The sequence below is a fragment of the Streptomyces sp. NPDC048659 genome (genome assembly GCF_040650575.1).
GTDB lineage: Bacteria > Actinomycetota > Actinomycetes > Streptomycetales > Streptomycetaceae > Streptomyces.
In genome coordinates, this window is sequence record NZ_JBEZHM010000007.1 from 1 (window position 1) to 22,718 (window position 22,718).

The following is a 22,718-nucleotide window of genomic DNA, read 5'->3' on the forward strand; positions in this document are numbered from 1 at the left end:
GTCTTTTCTGCCGCCTTCCCTGTGTCTAACGCGGCTCACGACGCCGCGGTCCTCGTTTCATCACCCGGTTCGGGGCCGTGGCCGCGCGTCCGCGCGGCCGGGGCCCGTATGTCATGTCGTCACGTCGTGCTCAGATCTCGCCGCGCAGCTTGGCGAGCGCCTCCGCGAGGATCGCCTCGCCGTCCGCGTCGCTGCGCCGCTCGCGTACGTACGCGAGGTGCGTCTTGTACGGCTCGGTGCGCGGCGGGTCCGGCGGGTTGTCCCGGTCCTGGCCGGCCGGGAAGCCGCAGCGCGGGCAGTCCCAGGTCTCCGGGACCTGTGCGTCACTGGCGAAGCTCGGCTGGGTCTCGTGCCCGTTCGAGCACCAGAAGGAGATGCGGAGACGGGGCGCGGACTCGCCCCGCTCGGCCTCGCCCATCGGCCCCGCTCCGACCCGGCTTCCCCGGATCGCGTTGCCACTTGCCACGGTCGTAACTCCCTGCGTGATGGTGCTCGAAGATGCCCCAGTCTACGTAAGGCCCAACGCGCGTCCAGTGATTGGAGTTACCCGTCCATCTTCATCAGCAGGCCGAGCACGACAATGGAGGCGAACCAGAGCAGACCGACCACGACGGTGATGCGGTCGAGGTTGCGCTCGGCGACCGAGGAGCCGCCGACGGAGGACTGCATGCCGCCACCGAACATGTCGGAGAGACCGCCGCCCTTTCCCTTGTGCATCAGCACGAGCAGCATCAGCAGCCCGCTGAAGACGATCAGGGCGATCGAGAACCCCATAACCACGGCTGGACCAACTTCCTCGGACTTATACGGACGGGGGCCGGGCACCTGCCCGACCCCCGCAAGGGTACGACGTATCTCCGCTACCGCATACTCACTGGTCGCGGAAGCGCACGATCTTGACGAACTCGTCGGCGTCCAGCGAGGCACCGCCGACCAGCGCGCCGTCGATGTCGGCCTTGGCCATGATCTCCGCGACGTTCGAGCCCTTGACGGACCCGCCGTACTGGATGCGGATCTTGTCGGCCACGTCCTGCGAGTACAGCTCGGCGAGCTTGCCTCGGATCGCCGCGCAGACCTCCTGCGCGTCGTCGGCGCCGCAGACCTTGCCGGTGCCGATGGCCCAGACGGGCTCGTACGCGATCACGATGGTCTCGGCCTGCTCGGCCGGGAGACCCTTCAGGCCGCCCTCGACCTGGGCCAGGGTGTGCGGCACGGCGTTGCCGGCCTCACGGACCTCCAGCTCCTCGCCGACGCAGAGGATCGGGGTGATCCCGTGCGCGAAGGCGGCCTTCACCTTGGCGTTGCAGAGCTCGTCGGACTCGCCGTGGTACTGACGGCGCTCCGAGTGGCCGACAGCCACGAAGGAGCACTTCAGCTTCGACAGCATGAGGCCGGAGATCTCGCCGGTGTAGGCACCGGACTCGTGCGCCGAGATGTCCTGGGCGCCGTACTTGATCTTCAGCTTGTCGCCGTCGACCAGGGTCTGCACGGAACGCAGGTCGGTGAAGGGCGCGAGGACCGCGACCTCCACGGCGTCGAGGTCCTTCTCGGTGAGGGCGAAGGCCAGCTTCTGGACGTGCGCGATGGCCTCAAGGTGGTTGAGGTTCATCTTCCAGTTGCCCGCCATCAGCGGGGTGCGGGTGTTGCTCATGAAAGGGTCAGTCCTCCAGTGCGGCGAGGCCGGGAAGCGTCTTGCCCTCAAGGTATTCGAGGGAGGCGCCGCCGCCGGTCGAGATGTGGCCGAACTTCGTCTCGTCGAAGCCCAGGTTGCGGACGGCCGCGGCGGAGTCGCCGCCGCCGACCACGGTGAAGCCCTCGCTGTCGAGCAGGGCCTGCGCGATGGCGGCGGTGCCGCCCGCGTAGTCGGGGTGCTCGGCGACGCCGACCGGGCCGTTCCAGAACACGGTCTCGGCGTCGACGATCTTCGAGGCGAACAGCTCGCGGGTCTTCGGGCCGATGTCCAGGCCCTCCTTGTCCGCGGGGATCTTGTCCGCGTCCACCGTCTCGAAGTCGGCCGGGGCCTTGGTCTTCAGGTCGGGGAAGTCCGTGGAGACCAGGACGTCGACCGGGAGGACGAGCTCGACGCCGGACTTGGCGGCGCGCTCCATGTACTCCGTGACCTTCGGGATCTGGTCCTCCTGGAGGAGGGAGATGCCGACCTCGTAGCCCTTGGCCTTGAGGAAGGTGTAGGCCATGCCGCCGCCGATCAGCAGCCGGTCGGCCTTGCCGAGCAGCTCGTCGATGACGGCGAGCTTGTCGGAGACCTTGGCGCCGCCGAGGATCACGGTGTAGGGCCGCTTGACGTCCTCGGTGAGCTTCTTGAGGACGCCGACCTCGGTGGCGATGAGGTAGCCGGCCGCGTGCGGCAGGCGGGCGGGGAGGTCGAAGACCGAGGCGTGCTTGCGGTGCACCGCGCCGAAGCCGTCGCCGACGTACAGGTCGGCGAGCTCGGCGAGCTGGTCCGCGAAGGCGCCGCGCTCGGCGTCGTCCTTGGCGGTCTCGCCCGCGTTGAAGCGCAGGTTCTCGACGACGGCCACCTTGCCGTCGGTCAGGCCCGCGACGGTCTCCTTGGCGGAGGGGCCAACGGTGTCGGTCGCGAAGGCGACATCGGCGCCGAGCAGCTCGCCGAGCCGCGCGGCGGCCGGGGCGAGCGAGAAGGCCGGGTCCGGGGCGCCCTTGGGGCGGCCCAGGTGCGAGGCGACGACGACGCGGGCACCCGCGTCGGCCAGCGCCTTGACGGTGGGGACGACGGCACGGATGCGGCCGTCGTCGGTGATGGCGGTGCCGTCGAGCGGCACGTTGAGGTCGGCGCGGACGAACACCCGCTTGCCGGAGACGCCCTCGGCGAGAAGCTCGTCGATCGTCTTCATCTGTTCACTGACTCCCTTGGTACGCGGTGGAGCACACGAACAGGGCCCGTACAGCGCGTCTTCGCGCTGCCCGAGCCCTGCTCACATCGAAAACCCGCCCTGAAGTTTAGAGCTGGCCGCCGACGAAGACGGTGAGGTCGACGAGACGGTTGGAGTAGCCCCACTCGTTGTCGTACCAGCCGAGGATCTTGACCGTGTTGCCTTCCTGGACCATCGTCATGAGGGAGTCGAAGGTGCAGGACGCCGGGTCGCTGACGATGTCCGAGGAGACGATCGGGTCCTCGGTGTAGTACAGGATGCCCTTCAGCGAGCCGTCCTCGGACGCCTTCTTGAAGGCCGCGTTGACCTCGTCCTTCGTGACCTCACGGTCGAGGGTCACGACGAGGTCGGTGGCGGAGCCGGTCGGGACCGGGACGCGCATGGCGATGCCGTCCAGCTTGCCCTTGAGCTGCGGGAGGACCAGGGCGGTGGCCTTGGCGGCGCCCGTCGTGGTCGGGATGATGTTCTCGGCGGCGGCGCGGGCGCGGCGGAGGTCCTTGTGCGGGAAGTCCAGGATGCGCTGGTCGTTGGTGTACGCGTGGACCGTGGTCATCAGGCCCTTGACGATGCCGAAGTTCTCGTCGAGAACCTTGGCCATCGGCGCCACACAGTTGGTGGTGCAGGACGCGTTCGAGATGACGTGGTGGTTGGCCGCGTCGTACTGGTCCTGGTTGACGCCCATGACGATGGTGATGTCCTCGTCGCTGGCCGGAGCCGAGATGAGGACCTTCTTCGCGCCACCGGCGATGTGCTTCTCGGCGTCGGCCTTCTTGGTGAAGATGCCGGTCGACTCGATGACGATGTCGACGCCCAGCTCACCCCAGGGGATGTCGGCCGGGTTGCGCTCGGAGAGCACCTTGATGGTGTGGCCGTCCACCGTGATGGTGTCGGCGGTGTGGGTCACCTCGGCCTTGAGGCGGCCCAGGATGGTGTCGTACTTCAGCAGGTGGGCCGTGGTCGCGGTGTCACCCAGGTCGTTGACAGCCACGATCTCGATGTCGGCACCCTGCTCAAGGAGCGCGCGGAAGTAGTTGCGACCGATACGGCCAAAGCCGTTGATGCCTACGCGGATCGTCACGAACCGATCTCCTCGTTAGGTGACGCCGGGTGCTCTTCGCCGCCCGGCGAGCTTCTCTTTTGGGATGTCCCCGACCGCTTACGACCCTACCTCTCCGAGCGGCCGAGAGTGACATCCAGTGGGGCCGTCCGGGCCTCGGAACAGCCGGAAAAAGGCCGACAGCCCTTACCTCCCAAGAGGTAAGGGCTGTCGCGGGACCTTCGCCCCCACTACGGAGAGTCACCGACGAGAGTGCTCGACTGAGCGCCCGGATCAGCGTCGGAGCGAATTAAGGGCCTTTCCGAGCAGAGCCGCCCGATCCGCCGCATTCGGGACGTGTTCCAGGCCGAAACCGAAGAGCACGGTGTCACGGGTGGTGACGGCCGCCTGCGAGTGGAAGAGCGCCGCCGAAACGGCCCAGTCGGTTCCGTTGCCGGGGCTGCCGGCCGGCGGACCCGGTACGGACCACTTCCCGGTCCCGTTCTCGAATCCCTCCGCGTCGGAGGCGGCCCCCGCGTTCAGCCGGAGGTCGTCGACGAAGGCGCCCATCTCGCCGGTGCCGGGGTCGGAGACGTACGAGATCGCCAGCTCGACCCGCTTGCCCGCGTAGGCGCTCAGGTCCACCTTCGCCTGCCGCCAGCCGTTGGACGGGCCCGTGAAGGCGTTCCAGGCGCCGGTGGTGCCGGTCGCCGCGCAGCCGTCCTGCCCGACCGTGAGGTAGTGGCCGAGGAAGGGGTGGCCGCGCACGTAGTAGCCCTCGCCGCAGTCGGCGGGCGGCTCGGCGGAGGTGCCGCCGTTGGCGTCGGGCAGGGTGGTCCAGTCGTCCTGGCCGACGGTGCGGGCCTCGACGATCAGGTTGTCGTAGCCCGGCTCGGTGTCGTAGCTGACCTGGAAGGTCAGGTTCGGCGCCTCGGCGGCCGTGACCCCGGTCAGGTCGACGGTCCGCGCGAGCCTCCCCCAGGTGTTGTCCGAGTGGCGCAGCGCCGCGAAGCGGGTGCCCTCGTACGGCTCGAAGGGGGTGCGCAGGCCCGGGTAGTCGCCGGCCGAGGCGCTGCTGGCGAACTGCGGGAAGAGCTTGGGCTTCAGGGTGTCGGAGGTGACGGTGTAGGCGCCCGCGTTGTCGAGCGGGTTGCCCGCCGCCGCGCCGAGGGGCGCGCCCGCGCCGCCGAGGCGGCCGGTCCCGGCGAAGGAGGCCGGGCCGTTGAGCCCGGCCCTGCGGTAGGCGCCGAGGTAGTACTGGGCGAAGTCGTTGGACTGGGCGCGGCCGATGGTGACCTGGCCACCGGACTTCTCGCCCGCGTTGACCAGCTTGCCGCCCTCGTTGAGGTAGGCGCGGACGGCGAGGACCGAGCCGCCGGAGGGCTCCTCGGCGCCGGTGTACCAGACGACGGAGCGGAAGTGGCTCAGGACGCCGAGGGGGTGCGGGGTGCCCTGGGTGGCGACGTCCCAGACGGCGGCGCGGCGGCCCTGGGCGGCGAGCGCCTGCACGTACAGACCGGCGTTGCGGGCGGCCGTGGTGCCGCCCTCCTCGGCGAGGACGAGGACGTCGCCGCGGGGGCGTTCGGCCACGGTGTACGTGAACGGGGCGGACGCGGTGGCCTTGCCCTCGCGGGTGCGGGCGGTGTACCAGACCTCGACCCGGTCGCCCGGCTTCGTGCCCTCGACCTCGGCGCGGTACTGGTCGAAGTAGAGGTTGTCCTCGCCGCCGAAGGTCTCGCCGCCCTTCCAGGGCTCCAGGCCCTCGCGGTGGGTGCGGCCGCCGTTGATCCGGTAGTTCAGGGTCTTGGCGCGCAGCGACTTGCGGGCCGTGACGGCGAGCTCCTGGTCCTGGCCGCGGGCGGCGTAGGAGACGGCGAAGGCGTCCGGGGTGAAGTCGGGGGCCTCGATGCCGACCGGGGAGACGGGCCGGTCCGGGTGGGCGGAGGTCTCGGCGACGGCGAGCGCGAAGGGGATGTTCTTCGCGAACTCGGCCTGGATCAGCTTCTCGTCGTCCGGGAAGGTGAAGACGGAGGCGCAGTCCGCCGGGTCCCAGGCGTCGTTCGGGTCGACGCGGGAGGCGGTGGCGCAGGTCGACATCTCCGGGGTGAACATCTGCATCCCGTTGACGTTCGCCGCGTGTCCGTCGGCCTCGCCGTTGGTGATGTAGAGCTCGGAGGAGACCTGCGGGCGGTAGCCGGGGACCGCGGAGTTCTGCGGGGTGCCGGCGAGCGCCTTGAGGGCGATGTCGTCGGGGGTGTCGGTGGCGACCTGCCAGCCGACCCCGTAGAGCAGCAGCTGGGCGGCGGAGTGGTAGTTGATGCCGTACTGGAAGCCGATGCGCTTCTCGAAGGCGTCGACGGCGCGGGTCTCGGGCTCGGAGCCGGCGCTGGGACCGCGGTAGGTCTCGTCGGCCAGGTCGGGCGAGGAGCCCTCGTCGTCGTAGCCCCACTTGTAGGCGAAGTTGCGGTTGAGGTCGACGCCGTCGCCGGAGTCGATGCGCCCGTCGCCGTCGTTGTCCCGCAGGTTCTTGCGCCACTGGCGGTTGGCCGGGTCGGCGTGGGTGAAGTCGTAGCCGTCCGGGTTGGCGGAGAGCACGAACCACAGCTCGGTGGTGTCCACCAGCCTGGTGAGCCGGGTGTCCTTGCCGTAGCCGTCGAGGTAGTAGTGCATCAGCCGCCGGGTCATCTCGGGGGTGATCCACTCGCGGGCGTGCTGGTTGGACATGTAGAGCGTGGCGGGCTTCGAGCCGTCCTTGCTCTTGGCGGCGCCCTTGCTGATCTTGAGGGCGAGGATGTCCTGGCCCCGGACCGTCTTGCCGATGGAGACGACCTTGGTGATCCCGGGGTGGGACCGGGCCGTGTCCATGATCTCCTGCTTGAGGCCGCCGGGGCCTCCGTACGGGCGGAAGACGCCGTCCCCGGCGCCCGCGACCCGCTTCTCCGCCTGGGCGGAGAGGGTGTGCTCGGTGATCTCGACACCCTCGCCGCGCAGCTTCCCGGCCTGGGCGTCGGTGAGGTAGAGCTCCACGGTGGCGGAGCCCTTGGCGGGCACCTGCTCGGTCAGCTCCCGGGCGTCGGTGCCCGCGTCGAGCAGCAGCGGCACCTGGTCCTTGCTCACCTTGGCCCGCCATACGGAGAGTGCGTCGCCCCGGGTCGTGCCGTCGGTGTTCGGCTGTGCCCCGGCGACGGGTGCCGCCGCCAGTCCCGCGATCAGCAGTGAACCGGCGGCGAGCACCGCTCTCACTCTGCGTCTCATAAGCCCCCCTTGCTCTTGTCTGCCACGAAAGTGAACAGACGCCAGGCTCGTGGTGACTCACGGGCCTCGTCAAGGGTGCGGACGGCGCGCCGGAAAGGAAGCCGCCGGTGCCTCAGGAAGGCACCGGCGGAAGGGAGTTGAACGGAACCGGCCGTTCAGCGAACGGGTCAGCCGACCAGGCTGTCGTCCAGCTCCTCGGTCAGGTTGGACTCGGTCCCGGGGATGCCCAGGTCCTGCGCCCGCTTGTCGGCCATGGCGAGCAGCCGGCGGATCCGGCCGGCCACCGCGTCCTTGGTCAGCGGCGGGTCGGCGAGCGCGCCCAGCTCCTCCAGGGACGCCTGCTTGTGCTCCATGCGCAGCCGGCCCGCGGCGGCGAGGTGCTCGGGCACCTCGTCGGCGAGGATCTCCAGGGCCCGCTGCACCCGGGCGCCCGCGGCGACGGCCGCGCGGGCCGAGCGGCGCAGGTTGGCGTCGTCGAAGTTGGCCAGCCGGTTGGCGGTGGCGCGGACCTCGCGGCGCATCCGCCGCTCCTCCCAGGCCAGCACCGACTCGTGCGCGCCGAGCCGGGTCAGCAGGGCGCCGATGGCGTCGCCGTCGCGGACGACCACCCGGTCCACCCCGCGCACCTCGCGGGCCTTGGCCGCGATGGAGAGCCGGCGGGCCGCGCCGACCAGGGCGAGGGCGGCCTCCGGGCCGGGGCAGGTGACCTCCAGGGAGGAGGAGCGGCCGGGCTCGGTCAGCGAGCCGTGCGCCAGGAAGGCGCCACGCCAGGCCGCCTCGGCGTCACAGGTGGCGCCGGAGACGACCTGCGGGGGCAGCCCCCGGATGGGCCGGCCGCGGCCGTCCACCAGGCCGGTCTGCCGGGCCAGCTGGTCGCCGCCCGCCACCACCCGCACCACGAAGCGCGAGCCCCGGCGCAGTCCGCCGGGCGCCATCACGATCAGTTCCGAGCTGTGGCCGAAGATCTCCAGGATGTCCCGCTTGAGGCGGCGGGCCGCCATCGCGGTGTCCAGCTCCGCCTCGATCACGATCCGGCCGCTCACCAGGTGCAGCCCGCCCGCGAACCGAAGGATCGACGAGACCTCGGCCTTCCTGCAGCAGGTCCGGGTGACGGGGAGCCGGGAGATCTCGTCCTTCACCGCTGCCGTCATCGCCATGGGCCGATCCTTCCATGCATCCGAAAAATACGGTCGTACGCGGCGGCCAACAGCTCCGGGTCGTGCTTCGGAGCACCGTCGGGCCTGGCCACGGGCGCCAGCTCGACCGCGGCGCCGAGCCGCTTGGCGGCGTCGGCGAGGGACTCGCGGTCGGGCACGGCGGCCTCGTCGGCCAGCACCACGTCCAGGGCGAGTTTAGGGGCGTGTCGGGCCAAAACCTCCAAATGACGCTGCGGGGAGAAGCCCTCTGTTTCTCCGGGCTGCGGCGCGAGGTTCAGCGAGAGCACCCGGCGGGCCTTGGTCTCGACCAGGGCGTCGAGCAGCTCGGGCACCAGCAGGTGCGGGATCACCGAGGAGAACCAGGACCCCGGGCCGAGCACCACCCAGTCCGCGTCCAGGACCGCCTCGACGGCCTCGGGCACCGCCGGCGGGTCGTGCGGCACCAGGTGCACGGACTGCACCTCGCCGGGGGTGAGGGCCACCGTGGCCTGGCCGCGCACGGTGTCCACGTCCCCCGGGCGCTCCGGGTCGTGGCCCTTGACCAGGGCCTGGAGCTCCAGCGGCACGGCGGACATGGGGAGCACCCGGCCCTGCGCGCCGAGCAGCTTGCCGACCAGGTCGAGGGCCTGGACGGGGTCGCCGCCGAGCTGCTCCCACAGGGCGACGATCAGCAGGTTGCCCACGGCGTGGCCGTGCATCTCGCCCTGGGACTGGAAGCGGTGCTGGATCACCCGGGCCCAGGTCTGGCCCCAGTCGTCGTCGCCGCAGAGCGCGGCGAGCGCCTTGCGCAGGTCTCCGGGGGGCAGCACGCCGAGCTCCTCCCGGAGCCGGCCGCTGGAGCCCCCGTCGTCGGCGACGGTGACGACGGCGGTCAGGTCGCCGGTGATGCGGCGCAGGGCGGCGAGCGAGGCGGAGAGCCCCATGCCGCCGCCGAGCGCGACCACCTTGGGCTGCGCGCCGCGCCTGCGGAGCGTGCGCCGCACCGAGAGGGTGGAGGCACGCCGCTTGGACGGCCTCACTCGCGCCCCATGTCCCGGTGGACGACGACGGTCTCGACACCCTCGGCGGCGATGCGGGCGGCCAGCTTCTCGGCGGTGGCCACGGAGCGGTGCTTGCCGCCCGTGCAGCCGACGGCGATCGTCACGTACCGCTTGCCCTCGCGGCGGTAGCCGGCGGCGATGAGCTGGAGCAGCTCGGTGTAGCGGTCCAGGAACTCCTTGGCGCCGGGCTGGTTGTAGACGTAGTTGGCGACCTCTTCGTTGAGCCCGGTGAAGGGGCGCAGCTCGGGGACCCAGTGCGGGTTGGGCAGGAAGCGCATGTCCACGACGAGGTCGGCGTCGACGGGCAGGCCGTACTTGAAGCCGAAGGACATGACGGTGGCCCGCAGCTCGGGCTCCTCGTCGCCGGCGAACTGGGCGTCCATCTTGGCGCGCAGCTCGTGCACGTTGAGGCTGGAGGTGTCGATCACCAGGTCGGCGTCGCCGCGCAGCTCGCGCAGCAGGTCGCGCTCGGCGGCGATGCCGTCGACGATGCGCCCGTCGCCCTGGAGGGGGTGCGGGCGGCGGACCGACTCGAAGCGGCGGACCAGGGCGTCGTCGGAGGACTCCAGGAAGACGATCCGGCGGGTGACCTGCTTGGCGTCGAGGTCGGCGAGGGAGTCGCGGAGGTTGTCGAAGAACTGCCGGCCGCGGACGTCGACGACGACGGCGATGCGGGCGACGTTGCCCTGCGAGCGGGCGCCGAGCTCCACCATGGTGGGGATCAGCGCGGGCGGCAGGTTGTCGACGACGAACCAGCCGAGGTCCTCCAGGCACTTCGCCGCGGTGGACCGGCCGGCTCCGGACATGCCGGAGATGATCACCAGTTCGGGGGTGGCCGCGTCGGCGCTGGTGTCGCCCGCGGGCTCGGTGGTGCCCGTGTCCATGTCTGGCGCTCCGTCTTCGTACTCGTTCTCGTTGTGCTGGTCGTTCCGGTCGTGCTCGTCGTGCCGGTCGTGCGTGGTCATGCCGTCGTGCCCCCGTCGTCTTCCATGATCTCTCCTGTTGCCGTGTTCACGGCGGGCGCGGCCGGGGCCGCCGTCGCGAGGGCCACCGCCACGGCCTCCGCCGTCTTGCGGCCCATGCCGGGAACCTCGCAGATCTGCTCGATTGTCGCCTGCCGGAGGCGTTTGACCGAGCCGAAATGCTTGATGAGTGCCTGTTTGCGGGTCTCCCCCAGGCCGGGGACCGCGTCCAGGGGGCTGGACCTGATGCGCTTGTTCCGCTTGGACCGCTGGTAGCGGATGGCGAAATCGTGAGCCGTGTCACGGACCCGCTGGAGGAGGTACAGCCCCTCGCTGGAGCGGGGCAGCACCACCGGGTCGTCGTCGCCGGGCAGCCAGACCTCCTCCAGGCGCTTGGCGAGGCCGCAGACGGCGATGTCGTCGATGCCGAGCTCGTCCAGCGCCCGGCGGGCCGCCGCGACCTGCGGCTGCCCGCCGTCGACCACGACGAGCTGCGGCGGGTACGCGAAGCGCTTGGGCCGCCCGTCGTCGTCCCGGCCCTCGGCGGCCCGGCCCTCGGTGTCCTCGGCCCCGGACGCCCGGCCTTGGGCGTCCTCGCCCCCGGGGACGTCCCCGTCGACCCACTCGCCGGTCTTCTCCTTCTCTGCGAGGTAGCGCTTGAAGCGGCGGCTGATCACCTCGTGCATGGACCGGACGTCGTCCTGGCCCTCGAAGCCCTTGATCTGGAAGCGGCGGTACTCCCCCTTGCGGGGCAGCCCGTCCTCGAAGACGACCATGGAGGCCACGACGTCCTCGCCCTGGAGGTGCGAGATGTCGAAGCACTCGATGCGCAGCGGCGCCGAGTCCAGGTCCAGGGCGTCGGCGATCTCCTCCAGGGCCCGCGAGCGGGTGGTGAGGTCGCTGGCCCGCTTGGTCTTGTGCAGCACGAGGGCCTGCTGCGCGTTGCGCGCGACGGTCTCCATCAGGTCCTTCTTGTCGCCGCGCTGCGGGACGCGCAGCGAGACCTGGGACCCGCGGCGCCCGGCGAGCCAGGCGCTGACCGCGTCCGTGTCGTCCGGCAGCGCGGGGACCAGCACCTCCTTGGGGACGCCCTCGCCGGTCTCCTCGCCGTACAGCTGCTGGATGGCGTGCTCGACGAGCCCGGCGGTGTCGACGGCCTCGACCTTGTCGGTGACCCAGCCGCGCTGGCCGCGGATCCGGCCGCCGCGCACGTGGAAGATCTGGACGGCGGCCTCCAGCTCGTCCTCGGCGAGGGCGATCAGGTCGGCGTCGGTGGCGTCGGCGAGGACGACCGCGCTCTTCTCCATGGCCTTGCGCAGGGCCCCTATGTCGTCGCGGAGCCGGGCGGCCTTCTCGTACTCCATGTCCTCGGCCGCGATCGTCATCTGCTTCTCCAGGCGGCGCAGATACGTGCCGGTGCGGCCGGCCATGAAGTCGCAGAAGTCCTCGGCCAGTTCGCGGTGCTCCTCGGGGGTGACCCGGCCGACGCAGGGGGCCGAGCACTTGCCGATGTAGCCGAGGAGGCAGGGCCGGCCGGCCGAGGCGGCGTTGCGGAAGACACCGGCCGAGCAGGTGCGCACCGGGAAGACCCGCAGCATCAGGTCGACGGTCTCGCGGATCGCCCAGGCGTGCCCGTACGGCCCGAAGTAGCGCACGCCCTTCTTCTTGTGGCCGCGCATCACCTGGACGCGCGGATACTCCTCGTTCAGGGTGACGGCGAGGTAGGGGTAGCTCTTGTCGTCCCGGTACTTGACGTTGAACCGGGGGTCGAACTCCTTGATCCAGGTGTACTCCAGCTGGAGCGCCTCGACCTCGGTCGACACCACCGTCCACTCCACGGACGCGGCCGTGGTCACCATCGTGGCCGTGCGCGGGTGCAGGCTCGCGAGGGGCTGGAAGTAGTTCGCCAGGCGCTGGCGCAGGGACTTCGCCTTCCCGACGTAGATCACCCGGCGGTGCTCGTCGCGGAATTTGTAGACCCCCGGCGAGTCGGGGATCTGTCCCGGCTTCGGGCGGTAGCTGGAGGGGTCGGCCATGGTTCCCACCCTACTGGCGGGGACCGACAGTCAGGCCGTGCCCGGCCCTCCTCGTGGGCGGGGGCCCGCCCGGCGCGCCGGCGCCGGACGGGCCCCCGCCGGGCGGGCCTCAGACCTCCCCGGACGCGCGCCGCCTGCGTATCGCGACGGTCCCGGCCAGGGCGAGGACCAGCACCGCCCCGGCGCCCGCCGCCGTGGACGCGGCGGTCACGGCGGACCCGTCGGCGGCCCCGGGGGCCTCGGCTGCCTCGGGGGCCGTCGCGGAGGCGGGGGCGGCGGTGTCGAAGCCGCCCGCCGCGCCCTTCCTGGCGTACGCGGACCCCGGCAGCTTGTCCCCGTACGCCTTCACGACCCGCTCCCGGTACGCGGCGAGGCTGGTCCCGTTCTTCCCGACCGCCCGTACCGCGTCCTCGTCCAGGGGGAGCACCTTCGCGCCCTTCTGGACGTACCAGGCGTCGATCTGCGGCTCGCGGAAGACGAGGCCGCCGGGCAGCGCCCGGTCGCCCTGTGCCGCGTAGCGCAGCTCGTCGTCGCCGGTGGCGATGTTCACGACCCGCCAGCCGCCGTCCGCCGGGACGGTCCACAGCGAGGCGGTCCGGCCGTCGGCGGCGACCGCCCTGCTCGCGCGGAACTCCACCCGGGCGACGGGCGCGCCCGGCTTCCCGGCGACGAAGTCCGGCGAGAGGATCCGCACCGGCACGGACGCGCCGTCGATCCGGGGCGCGGCGGCCGCGGTCCGGGCGAGCGCGGCGCCGTCCTTCGCGTCCCTGGCGAAGAAGCGGGCGACCGTGTCCAGCGTCTGCGGCGCGGCGGCCGCCTGTTCGGGGGTCGGCGCGGTCGGCGGGACCGGCGCCGGGGCCGCGCCGGCCGGGGCGGCGCCGAGGACGGTCAGGGCGGCGGCGGCGAGCAGGCCGGCGCCCAGGGCACGTGTGCGTGCGGTCATCGTCGTCACGCCCCGATCCGGTAGAGGGAGTGGGTCCAGGAGAACGAGCTGTTGTTGATGTACCAGTCGTGCGAGGCCCAGTTGTAGCGGTCGCTGGAGGGCCACGGGTCGCCCCAGTAGACCCAGCTGTTGGCGTCGTCGTAGCCGTAGATCACGTGCATGTGGCCGCCGCCGCTGGACCACTGGATGCGGGTCTCGACGGGCCGGTTGGCGTTGATCTCGGTCTGCACGGTGGAGTAGCGCAGCCAGCCGTCCACGTACGAGCCGGGGTTGATGCCGGCCCAGCTCAGTCCGGTCTGGACGTTGCCGAGGGTGGCCTGCGAGTTGGGGCACTCGTAGCCCTGCTGGCGGTTGAAGGCGGCGTTGCAGAACTGGTTCTGGCTGTAGGAGCGGCCGAACCAGGTGGCGATGGTGTTGCCGGCCGCCGCCCAGCACCAGTTGGTCTTCTGCTGGGCCTGCATGGTGATGTTGAGGCGCTTGTAGGCGTACGCCGACACCGTGTCGCTCTGCGTCCCGGAGCCGGCCGGCGCGGCGGTGGCCGGCGTGGCGGGCAGGACGAAGAGGGCGGCGGCTGCGGCGAGTGCCGCGAAGGAGAGCTTTCTCTTGCGCATCGCGTTCCTCCCGAGGCGGGGATGTGGGGAGCTGGAGGAGAGGAGCGCGTCCGGACGCTGGTCAGGAGCATCGGCCGTTGTCCGGAACGGGTCAACACGCTTCAATGCGGGGTGACGGCGAGCTGTGAACGGTGTGACCCGGCTGTGAACGGAGGCCCCCGGTCCACCAGCCCGCCCCTCCCGGGCGGCGCCGTGCTCCGTCCGCCCTGACGTGAACGTTCACTGAGGAGTCCTCGTGGGTCACACCGAGGCCGATCTGGCTCAGCTGCTGCACACCGGCCCCTTCCACCTGGCGCTGCGCACGGCGCTCGCGGTGCGCGGGCTGCCGCTCCAGCGGGTCCAGCACCATCTGGCGCACCGGGGCATCAAGGTCGGGGTGACCTCGCTGAGCTACTGGCAGCAGGGCGCCCGCCGCCCGCAGCGGCCCGAGTCGATGAAGGCGGTGCGGGCGCTGGAGGAGGTGCTCCAGCTGCCGGGGAACTCGCTGACCCGGCTGCTCGCCGAGGACGCCGCCGCCCGCGCGGACGTCGAGCGCCCGGCGACCCGCTCGTACCGCTCGCTGGTGGAGGCGTCCGGGGTGGTGGAGGGGCTGCTGGCCGAGCTGGAGAGCCCGGCGGACGGGGGGCTGCACACGGTCGGGCACCACGAGCGGGTGCGGATCGGGGCGCGCCGGGAGCTGCTGGGCCGGGACTCGCAGCAGGTGGTGCGGGCGCACCGGGACGGCATCGACCGCTATCTGGCGATCCACTGGGGCGATCCCGGCTGCGATCCGGCCCGGGTGGAGGTCCGGGCGGCGGAGAACTGCCGCGCGGGGCGGGTGCGGCGGCACGCGGAGACGGGGGTGCTGGTCGCGGAGCTGCTCTTCGACACGCGGCTGCGGGCCGGGGACACGTACTTCTTCTCGTACGGCTTCGAGGACGGCACGGGCGGCGCGAGCCGGGAGTACGTGCGGGGCTTCAGCTTCGCGGGCGGGCAGTACGTGCTGCAGGTGCGCTTCGACGAGGCGGCGCTGCCGGTGCGCTGCCGGCGCTTCGCCCAGGCGTCGGCGGGCGCGCCGCGCGGCGGCCGGGCCGAGCTGACGCTGAGCGGCCGGCACCGCGCGGTGCACCTGGTGGAGCAGGGGGTGCGCCCGGGGATCCTGGGGATCGACTGGGACTGGGCGTAGGGCCTGTCTGGTGGGCCGTCAGGCTTCCGGGCCGGCGACCAGCGTGCCGTTCTCGACGCGGACGGGGACCTCGGGGAGCGGCACGGTCGCCGGGCCCTGGAGGGCCTTGCCGGTGGTCACGTCGAAGCGGCTGCCGTGGCAGGGGCAGTTGCCCTCGTTGTCCTCGATCTTGTCGAGGACGCAGCCGGCGTGGGTGCACTGGGCGCTGAACGCCTTGTACTGGCCCTTGGCCGGGCAGTGCACCAGGACGCGCTGCTCCCGGTAGAGCTTGGCGCCGCCGACGGGGACCTCGTCGGGCGCGCCGAGGGAGACGGGCGCGGTCGGGGTCGGGGTCTGGGCGTGGCCGAGCTTGGAGTCCGTGGAGCAGGCGGAGACACCCAGTCCGGCGGCGCCGGCGAGGGCGGCGCCTTTCAGCACGGTGCGGCGGGTGGACTGGCCGGACATGAGCACTCCACGGGTTCACGGGGGCACGGGGAAATCGGGGACAAGCCACCCGAAGCGGGTGACCGAAACGACGATACCGGCGCGCTCTCGGGGCCCTGCGGCGGGGCTGTCGTGACGGGCGGGGCATGGGTTACCTTCCGGTACGTGATCGTCGTCGCCGGTGAGTCCCTGATCGACCTGGTTCCGGACGGGGCCGGTGGCCCGCTGTCCCCGCTGCTGCCCCGGCCGGGCGGCGGGCCGTACAACACGGCGGTGGCCCTGGGGCGGCTCGGCGCGCCGGTTGCCTTCTGCTCGCGGGTGTCGACGGACGCCTTCGGGGAGGCGCTGCTGGCCGGGCTGCGCGCGGCGGGGGTGGCGACCGGGCCGGTGCAGCGGGGGCCGGAGCCGACGAGCCTGGCGGTGGCCTCGGTGGGCCCGGACGGCTCGGCGCGGTACGGCTTCTACGTGGAGGGCACGGCGGACCGGCTCTTCGCGCTGCCGGAGCGGCTGCCGGAGGGGGTGCGGGCGGTGGCCTTCGGGACCTGCTCGCTGGCCCTGGAGCCGGGCGCGAGCGCGTACGAGGCGCTGCTGCGGCGCTCGGCCCGGGAGGGCGTCTTCACGCTGCTGGACCCGAACGTGCGGCCGGGCCTGATCCCGGACCCGGTGGCCTACCGGGAGCGCTTCGCGGGCTGGCTGCCGTACGTGTCGCTGCTGAAGCTGTCGGAGGAGGACGCGGCCTGGCTGGGCGGTTCGCCCGCGGCGTGGGCGGCCCGGGGTCCGGCGGCGGTGGTGCTGACCCGGGGCGCCGGGGGCCTGACGGTCTTCGCGGGCGCGCTGGAGGTGTCGGTGCCGGCGGTGCCGGTGCGGGTGGTGGACACGATCGGCGCGGGCGACACGGTGAACGCGGCGCTGCTGCACGGGCTGGCGGGCCGCGAGCCGGGCGCGCTGTCCCGGGAGGAGTGGCGGGAGCTGCTGTCCTTCGCGGCGCGCGCGGCGGCGGTGACGTGTACGCGGGCGGGCGCGGAGCCGCCGTACGCGCGCGAGCTGGGCGACGGCTGAGGGGGTGCCCCGCCGGGTCGGCGGGGCACCCCCTCGGGTGCCGGTGGCGGGCTCCGTCAGACCTTGCGGGTCTTCGCGGCGGCCTTCTTCGCGGTCGTCTTCTTGGCGGGCGCGGCCTTCTTGGCGGTGGCCTTGGTGGCCGTCTTGGTGGCCGTCTTGGCGGCCGTGGCCTTCTTGGTCGCCGGGGCCTTCTTGGCGGCGGTCTTCGCGGTGCCGCGCGCGGCGGGGCCCGCGGCGTCGCTGATCCGGTCGGCGCCCAGGACCTCGCGGAGGAACTTGCCGGTGTGGCTGGCCGGGACCGAGGCGACCTCCTCGGGGGTGCCCTCGGCGACGACGATGCCGCCGCCGCTGCCGCCCTCGGGGCCCATGTCGATGATCCAGTCCGCGGTCTTGATGACGTCGAGGTTGTGCTCGATGACGATCACCGAGTTCCCCTTGTCGACCAGGCCGGACAGGACCTTGATCAGCTTCGAGATGTCCTCGAAGTGGAGGCCCGTGGTCGGCTCGTCCAGGACGTAGACCGTGCGGCCCGTGGAGCGCTTCTGGAGCTCGGAGGCGAGCTTGACGCGCTGGGCCTCGCCGCCGGAGAGGGTGGGCGCGGACTGCCCGAGGCGGACGTAGCCGAGGCCGACCTCGTGGAGCGTGCGCAGGTGGCGGGCGATCGTCGGGACGGCCTCGAAGAAGTCCAGGGCCTCCTCGATCGGCATGTCCAGGACCTCGGCGATGGACTTGCCCTTGTAGTGGACCTCCAGGGTCTCCCGGTTGTACCGGTCGCCGTGGCAGACCTCGCACGGGACGTAGACGTCCGGGAGGAAGTTCATCTCGATCTTGATGGTGCCGTCGCCGGAGCAGTTCTCGCAGCGGCCGCCCTTGACGTTGAAGGAGAAGCGGCCGGGCAGATAGCCGCGGACCTTCGCCTCCATCGTCTCCGCGAAGAGCTTGCGGACGTGGTCGAAGACGCCGGTGTACGTCGCCGGGTTGGACCGCGGGGTGCGGCCGATGGGCGACTGGTCGACGTGGACCACCTTGTCGACGAGGTCGTCGCCGTCCACCCGGGTGTGCCGGCCGGGCACCGACTTGGCGCCGTTGAGCTCGCGCGCCAGGTGGGTGTAGAGGATGTCGTTGACCAGCGTGGACTTGCCGGAGCCGGAGACTCCGGTGACGGCGGTGAGGACACCCAGCGGGAAGGAGACGTCGATGTCCCGCAGGTTGTTCTCGCGGGCGCCGTGCACGGTGAGGCGGCGGCCCGGGTCCACCGGGCGGCGGATGTCCGGGGTGCCGATGGCCCTGCGGCCCGACAGGTACTGCCCGGTCATCGACTCCTCGTTGGCGAGGAGCTCCTTCAAGGGGCCGGAGTGGACCACCTTGCCGCCGTGCTCGCCGGCGCCGGGGCCGATGTCCACGACCCAGTCGGCGACCTTGATGGTGTCCTCGTCGTGCTCGACGACGATGAGCGTGTTGCCCATGTCGCGGAGCCGGACCAGGGTCTCGATGAGCCGGTGGTTGTCGCGCTGGTGGAGGCCGATGGACGGCTCGTCCAGCACGTAGAGCACGCCGACCAGGCCGGAGCCGATCTGGGTGGCGAGCCGGATGCGCTGGGCCTCGCCGCCGGAGAGGGTGCCGGCCGCGCGGTTGAGCGAGAGGTAGTCCAGGCCGACGTCGACGAGGAAGCGGAGCCGCTCGTTGACCTCCTTGAGGACCCGCTCGGCGATCTTCTTGTCCCGGGCGTTGAGGGTGAGGCGGCCGAGGAAGTCGGCGCAGTCGCTGATCGACATCGCGGAGACCTCGGCGATGGACTTCTCCATCACGGTGACCGCGAGGACGATCGGCTTGAGGCGGGTGCCCTGGCAGGTGGGGCAGGGCACCTCCCGCATGTACCCCTCGAAGCGCTCGCGGCTGGAGTCGCTCTCCGCCTCGCTGTGCCGCCGCTTCACGAAGGAGACGGCGCCCTCGAAGGCGGGGGTGGTGTAGGCCCGCTCGCGGCCGTAGCGGTTGCGGTAGCGGACCTCGACCTGGGTCTTGTGGCCGTACATCAGGGCCTTCTTGGCCCGCTGCGGCAGCCCGGCGTACGGGATGTCGGTGCGGAAGCCGAGGGCCTGGGAGAGGCCGCCGATGAGCCGCCCGAAGTACTCCTTGGTGTGGCCGTGCGACCACGGGTGGATGGCGCCCTCGTCGAGGGACTTCTCCTCGTCGGGGACGACCAGCTCGGGGTCGACCTCCATGCGGGTGCCGATGCCGGTGCAGTCCGGGCAGGCGCCGAAGGGCGAGTTGAAGGAGAAGGAGCGGGGCTCCAGCTCCTCGAAGGAGAGGTCGTCGTACGGGCAGTAGAGGTGCTCCGAGTACATCCGCTCGCGCTCGGGGTCGTCCTCGGCGAGGTCGACGAAGTCGAGCACGACCATGCCGCCGGAGAGGCCGAGCGCGGTCTCCACCGAGTCGGTGAGCCGGCGCTTGGCGCTGTCCTTCACGGTGAGGCGGTCGACGACCACCTCGATCGTGTGCTTCTCCTGCTTCTTGAGCGTCGGCGGCTCGCTGAGCTGGATCGTCTGCCCGTCGACCCGGGCGCGGCTGTAGCCCTTGGTCTGGAGGTCGGCGAAGAGGTCGACGAACTCGCCCTTGCGCTCGCGCACCAGCGGCGAGAGGACCTGGAAGCGGCTGCCCTCGGGCAGCTCCAGGACCTTGTCGACGATGGCCTGCGGCGACTGGCGGGAGATCGGGCGGTGGCACTCCGGACAGTGCGGCTTGCCGATGCGGGCGAAGAGCAGCCGGAGGTAGTCGTAGACCTCGGTGATCGTGCCGACCGTCGAGCGCGGGTTGCGCGAGGTCGACTTCTGGTCGATGGAGACGGCGGGCGACAGACCTTCGATGAAGTCGACGTCCGGCTTGTCCATCTGGCCGAGGAACTGGCGGGCGTAGGAGGAGAGCGACTCGACGTACCGGCGCTGCCCCTCGGCGAAGATCGTGTCGAACGCGAGGGAGGACTTGCCCGACCCGGACAGCCCGGTGAAGACGATCAGGGAGTCACGGGGGAGGTCGAGCGAGACGTTCTTGAGGTTGTGCTCACGAGCGCCACGGACGATGAGACGGTCGGCCACGCCGGTCCGCACCTTTCTTGAGAGAGCGGATGTGCCTGAGAGACCCAACAACCAAGGATGCCGGATGCTTCCTCCGAGCTTATAGCACGCACATTCGATTTCCGGAGTTCCGCCGCCCTCTTCACCCGAACGAGTGGCGGCACCCTCGCGGCGCTAGGGTCGGCGCCATGATCGACCATGTGCGTGACCTGACCTCCGTACGCGAGGCGACCGACCGGCTCATCGCCGAGGTCGCCTCCTGGGACAACGCGGCACTCGCCGAGCCGTCACGGCTTCCGGGCTGGACCCGCGGCCACGTCCTCGCCCACCTCTCCCGCAACGCCGACGCCCTGGTGAACGTCCTCCAGGGCCTGCCGATGTACAAGGACGCCGCCACCCGCGACGCCGACATCGAGCGGGACGCCGCCCGCCCGCTCGACGCGCACCTCGCCGACCTGCGCGCCACCGCCGGGCGCCTCCAGGAGGTCTGCGCCGAGCCCGCCGACTGGGACCGCACCGTCGAGCTGCGCAACGGCATCACCGACAGCGCCTCCCGGCTGCCGTTCCGCCGCTGGGTCGAGGTCGCCCTGCACCACGTCGACCTGGGCGCCGGCTACGAGCTCGGCGACCTCCCCGAGGAGTTCCAGCTCCGGGAGATCGACTTCCTCGCCGACCGCTGGTCCGGCCGCGCGGACGTCCCGCCGGTGACCCTGCGCACCCCCGACGGCGCCGACCGCGGCCGGACCGGCGGCGAGGAGGGCGCCCCGGTCACCGTCACCGGCCCCCTGGACGCCCTCCTCGGCTGGCTGTCCGGCCGCGGCGGGCCCGCCGCGGCCCTCACCACCGAGGGCGGCCCGCTGCCCCAGCTCCCGCCCCTGTAGGCGCCGTTGCCGCCCCGGGCGCCCGCGCCCGGGGATAGGCTGAGGCCATGACGTACAGCGGAGCGGTGAAGGTCGGCGGACCTGCGGACGTGCACGAGCTGACCGACCTGATGATCTCGAAGGTCGCGGTCGGCCCGATGGACAACAACGCGTATCTGCTGCGCTGCCGGGCGACCGGCGAGCAGCTGCTGATCGACGCGGCGAACGAGGCCGGGACCCTGCTCACGCTGATCGGTGACGACGGCATCGCCTCCGTCGTCACCACCCACCAGCACGGCGACCACTGGCAGGCGCTGGCGGAGGTCGTCGAGGCCACCGGCGCGCGCACCTACGCCGGGGCGTACGACGCGGAGGGCATCGCCGTCCCGACCGACGTCCTCGTCCGGGACGGCGACACGGTCCGGGTCGGCCGGGTCGAGCTCACCGCCCGCCATCTGGTCGGCCACACCCCGGGCTCGATCGCGCTGGTCTACGACGACCCGCACGGCCACCCGCACCTCTTCACCGGCGACTGCCTCTTCCCGGGCGGCGTCGGGAACACCTGGGGCGACGCCGACGCCTTCGCCAGCCTGCTCGGCGACGTGGAGACCAAGCTCTTCGCCGCCCTCCCCGACGAGACCTGGGTCTACCCCGGCCACGGCGGCGACACCACGCTCGGTGACCAGCGCCCGCACCTCGCGGAGTGGCGCGAGCGCGGCTGGTGAACCCCAGGTGAGCCGGTGAGCCCCCGCACGCCCCCGTAACCGGGACGGCGGGCGGGTAGTTGGCGCCACATGCGCCACAGTCACTCTCCGCACTCCCCCTCGATGGGGCGGCTCGCCGCCGCCTCCCTCGTGGGCACCGCCATCGAGTTCTTCGACTTCTTCGTCTACGGGACGGCCGCCGCGCTCGTCCTCGGCCCGCTCTTCTTCCCGAACTTCTCGCCGCTGGCCGGCACCCTGGCGGCCTTCGGCACCTTCGCCGTCGGCTTCCTCTCCCGCCCGCTCGGCTCGGTCCTTTTCGGCCACGTCGGCGACCGGTACGGGCGGCGGCCGGTGCTCTTCGCCTCGCTGCTGCTCACCGGCTGCGCCACCGTCGCCGTCGGCTGCGTCCCCACGTACGAGAGCATCGGCCTCGCCGCGCCCGTCCTGCTGCTCGTCCTGCGCTTCCTCCAGGGGCTCGGGCTCGGCGGCGAGTGGGGCGGGGCGGTGCTGCTCACCGCCGAGCACGCCCCGGCGGACCGGCGGGCGCTGTGGGCGAGCTTCCCGCAGATCGGGCCCGCGGTGGGCTTCCTGCTCGCGAACGGGGTGATGCTGGCGCTGACCGCCGGGCTCAGCGACGCCGAGTTCCGCTCCTGGGGCTGGCGGGTGCCGTTCTGGGCGGCGGGGCTGCTCGCGGCGGCCGGGCTCGGGCTGCGCTCCTCGCTCGCCGAGACGCCCCAGTTCGAGAAGCTGGCCGCCTCGGGGCAGCGGGCGGAGGCGCCGCTGACCGAGGTGTTCCGGGACCACTGGCGGCTCGTGCTGCTGACGGCGGGCGCGCTGGCGGTGGGCTACGCGGTCTTCTACACCGTCTCCACCTGGGCGCTCGCCTACGGCACCGAGCGGCTGGGCGTGTCCACCACGGTGATGCTGGTCTGCGTGATGGCGGCGGTGGCGGTCCAGGGGGCGGTGACCCCCCTCATGGCGCTGCTCGGCGACCGCTACGGGCGCCGGACGCTCTGCCTGGCGGGCTGCGCGGGCTCGGCGCTGTGGATGTTCCCGATGGTGGCGCTGCTGCACACCGCGTCGCCGCCGCTGATGTTCCTGGGCTTCCTGGGCTCCATGCTGGCCTTCATCACGATGTTCTCGGTCGTCGCCGCCTATCTGCCCGAGCTGTACGAGCCCCGGGTGCGCTGCACCGGCGCCGCCGTCGGCTACAACCTCGCCGGGGTGCTCGGCGGGGCGCTCACCCCGATCGTGGCGACGAGCCTCTCCGAGGGCGGCGAGGGGCCGCCGTGGGGCGTGGCGGCCTATCTGACGGTGGTGGCGCTGGTGAGCCTCGGCTGCTTCGCGCTGCTCCCGGAGACCCTGCCCGCGCGCGAGGCGTCGCGGCCGGAACCGGAGCCGGAGCCCGTCTGAGGCCCCGGGAACGGCACAGGGGCCGGTGCGGGTGGCGTGACACCACCGGGCACCGGCCCCTGCTCACGTCGGCC

At 72.1% G+C, this 22,718-nt stretch carries 19 protein-coding genes; 5 read left to right on the top strand and 14 right to left on the bottom strand.

What is annotated here, in order from left to right:
* Nucleotides 1-130: 130 nt before the first annotated feature.
* The 12 genes from AB0C99_RS07560 to AB0C99_RS07615 form a co-directional block, all read right to left on the bottom strand.
* The gene (locus tag AB0C99_RS07560; RefSeq protein WP_003976875.1) at nt 131-466 is read right to left on the bottom strand and encodes an RNA polymerase-binding protein RbpA; all 336 of its coding nucleotides are present in this window, start codon (nt 464-466) and stop codon (nt 131-133) included.
* Between the two features lie 77 nt (nt 467-543).
* Nucleotides 544-774, bottom strand: coding sequence for a preprotein translocase subunit SecG (gene secG / locus AB0C99_RS07565; RefSeq protein ID WP_362470785.1), 231 nt, complete (start codon nt 772-774; stop codon nt 544-546).
* 97 nt (nt 775-871) lie between these two features.
* A complete protein-coding gene (tpiA, locus tag AB0C99_RS07570) occupies nt 872-1,627 on the bottom strand; it encodes a triose-phosphate isomerase (protein ID WP_362471275.1) in 756 nt (251 codons plus the stop codon).
* Nucleotides 1,628-1,658: 31 nt separating this feature from the next.
* The gene (locus tag AB0C99_RS07575; RefSeq protein WP_362470788.1) at nt 1,659-2,870 is read right to left on the bottom strand and encodes a phosphoglycerate kinase; all 1,212 of its coding nucleotides are present in this window, start codon (nt 2,868-2,870) and stop codon (nt 1,659-1,661) included.
* A 106-nt stretch (nt 2,871-2,976) separates the two neighbouring features.
* A complete protein-coding gene (gene gap, locus AB0C99_RS07580; protein ID WP_362470791.1) occupies nt 2,977-3,987 on the bottom strand; it encodes a type I glyceraldehyde-3-phosphate dehydrogenase in 1,011 nt (336 codons plus the stop codon).
* Nucleotides 3,988-4,239: 252 nt separating this feature from the next.
* Nucleotides 4,240-7,200 (bottom strand): M14 family zinc carboxypeptidase, encoded by a 2,961-nt coding sequence (locus AB0C99_RS07585; RefSeq protein WP_362470794.1) that lies wholly within the window; start codon nt 7,198-7,200, stop codon nt 4,240-4,242.
* Nucleotides 7,201-7,367: 167 nt separating this feature from the next.
* A complete protein-coding gene (gene whiA, locus AB0C99_RS07590; protein WP_046911893.1) occupies nt 7,368-8,357 on the bottom strand; it encodes a DNA-binding protein WhiA in 990 nt (329 codons plus the stop codon).
* Nucleotides 8,348-9,376: a uridine diphosphate-N-acetylglucosamine-binding protein YvcK gene (gene yvcK, locus AB0C99_RS07595; protein ID WP_362470798.1), complete on the bottom strand. Its 1,029-nt coding sequence runs from the start codon at nt 9,374-9,376 to the stop codon at nt 8,348-8,350. The genes whiA and yvcK overlap by 10 nt, the downstream gene beginning before the upstream one ends.
* Nucleotides 9,373-10,362: an RNase adapter RapZ gene (gene rapZ, locus AB0C99_RS07600; protein ID WP_362470801.1), complete on the bottom strand. Its 990-nt coding sequence runs from the start codon at nt 10,360-10,362 to the stop codon at nt 9,373-9,375. Before rapZ ends, yvcK begins: the two co-directional genes overlap by 4 nt.
* A complete protein-coding gene (gene uvrC, locus AB0C99_RS07605; RefSeq protein WP_362470804.1) occupies nt 10,359-12,395 on the bottom strand; it encodes an excinuclease ABC subunit UvrC in 2,037 nt (678 codons plus the stop codon). The genes rapZ and uvrC overlap by 4 nt, the downstream gene beginning before the upstream one ends.
* Before the next feature lie 109 nt (nt 12,396-12,504).
* Nucleotides 12,505-13,338: a hypothetical protein gene (locus AB0C99_RS07610; protein WP_362470806.1), complete on the bottom strand. Its 834-nt coding sequence runs from the start codon at nt 13,336-13,338 to the stop codon at nt 12,505-12,507.
* A 5-nt stretch (nt 13,339-13,343) separates the two neighbouring features.
* Entirely contained in the window at nt 13,344-13,949 is a 606-nt protein-coding gene (locus AB0C99_RS07615; protein WP_362470809.1) for a papain-like cysteine protease family protein, read from the bottom strand.
* A gap of 235 nt (nt 13,950-14,184) precedes the next feature.
* Here AB0C99_RS07615 and AB0C99_RS07620 point away from each other — a divergent pair, with 235 nt between their 5' ends.
* Nucleotides 14,185-15,114, top strand: coding sequence for a hypothetical protein (locus AB0C99_RS07620; RefSeq protein ID WP_362470812.1), 930 nt, complete (start codon nt 14,185-14,187; stop codon nt 15,112-15,114).
* 18 nt (nt 15,115-15,132) lie between these two features.
* On the opposite strand, the gene AB0C99_RS07625 is transcribed toward AB0C99_RS07620, so the two are convergent.
* Nucleotides 15,133-15,558: a Rieske (2Fe-2S) protein gene (locus AB0C99_RS07625; protein WP_362470815.1), complete on the bottom strand. Its 426-nt coding sequence runs from the start codon at nt 15,556-15,558 to the stop codon at nt 15,133-15,135.
* 144 nt (nt 15,559-15,702) lie between these two features.
* Here AB0C99_RS07625 and AB0C99_RS07630 point away from each other — a divergent pair, with 144 nt between their 5' ends.
* Nucleotides 15,703-16,596, top strand: coding sequence for a carbohydrate kinase (locus AB0C99_RS07630; protein WP_362470818.1), 894 nt, complete (start codon nt 15,703-15,705; stop codon nt 16,594-16,596).
* Between the two features lie 56 nt (nt 16,597-16,652).
* Here the strand turns inward: AB0C99_RS07630 and uvrA are convergent, their stop codons facing one another.
* Entirely contained in the window at nt 16,653-19,688 is a 3,036-nt protein-coding gene (uvrA, locus tag AB0C99_RS07635; RefSeq protein WP_362470821.1) for an excinuclease ABC subunit UvrA, read from the bottom strand.
* Between the two features lie 167 nt (nt 19,689-19,855).
* Between uvrA and AB0C99_RS07640 the strand changes: the two genes are divergently transcribed.
* From AB0C99_RS07640 to AB0C99_RS07650, 3 genes are all read left to right on the top strand, one after another.
* On the top strand, nt 19,856-20,548 hold the full coding sequence (locus tag AB0C99_RS07640; protein ID WP_362470824.1) for a maleylpyruvate isomerase family mycothiol-dependent enzyme: 693 nt from the start codon (nt 19,856-19,858) through the stop codon (nt 20,546-20,548).
* Between the two features lie 47 nt (nt 20,549-20,595).
* Nucleotides 20,596-21,252, top strand: coding sequence for an MBL fold metallo-hydrolase (locus AB0C99_RS07645; RefSeq protein ID WP_362470827.1), 657 nt, complete (start codon nt 20,596-20,598; stop codon nt 21,250-21,252).
* 102 nt (nt 21,253-21,354) lie between these two features.
* The gene (locus tag AB0C99_RS07650; RefSeq protein ID WP_362471277.1) at nt 21,355-22,644 is read left to right on the top strand and encodes an MFS transporter; all 1,290 of its coding nucleotides are present in this window, start codon (nt 21,355-21,357) and stop codon (nt 22,642-22,644) included.
* Nucleotides 22,645-22,718 lie beyond the last annotated feature (74 nt).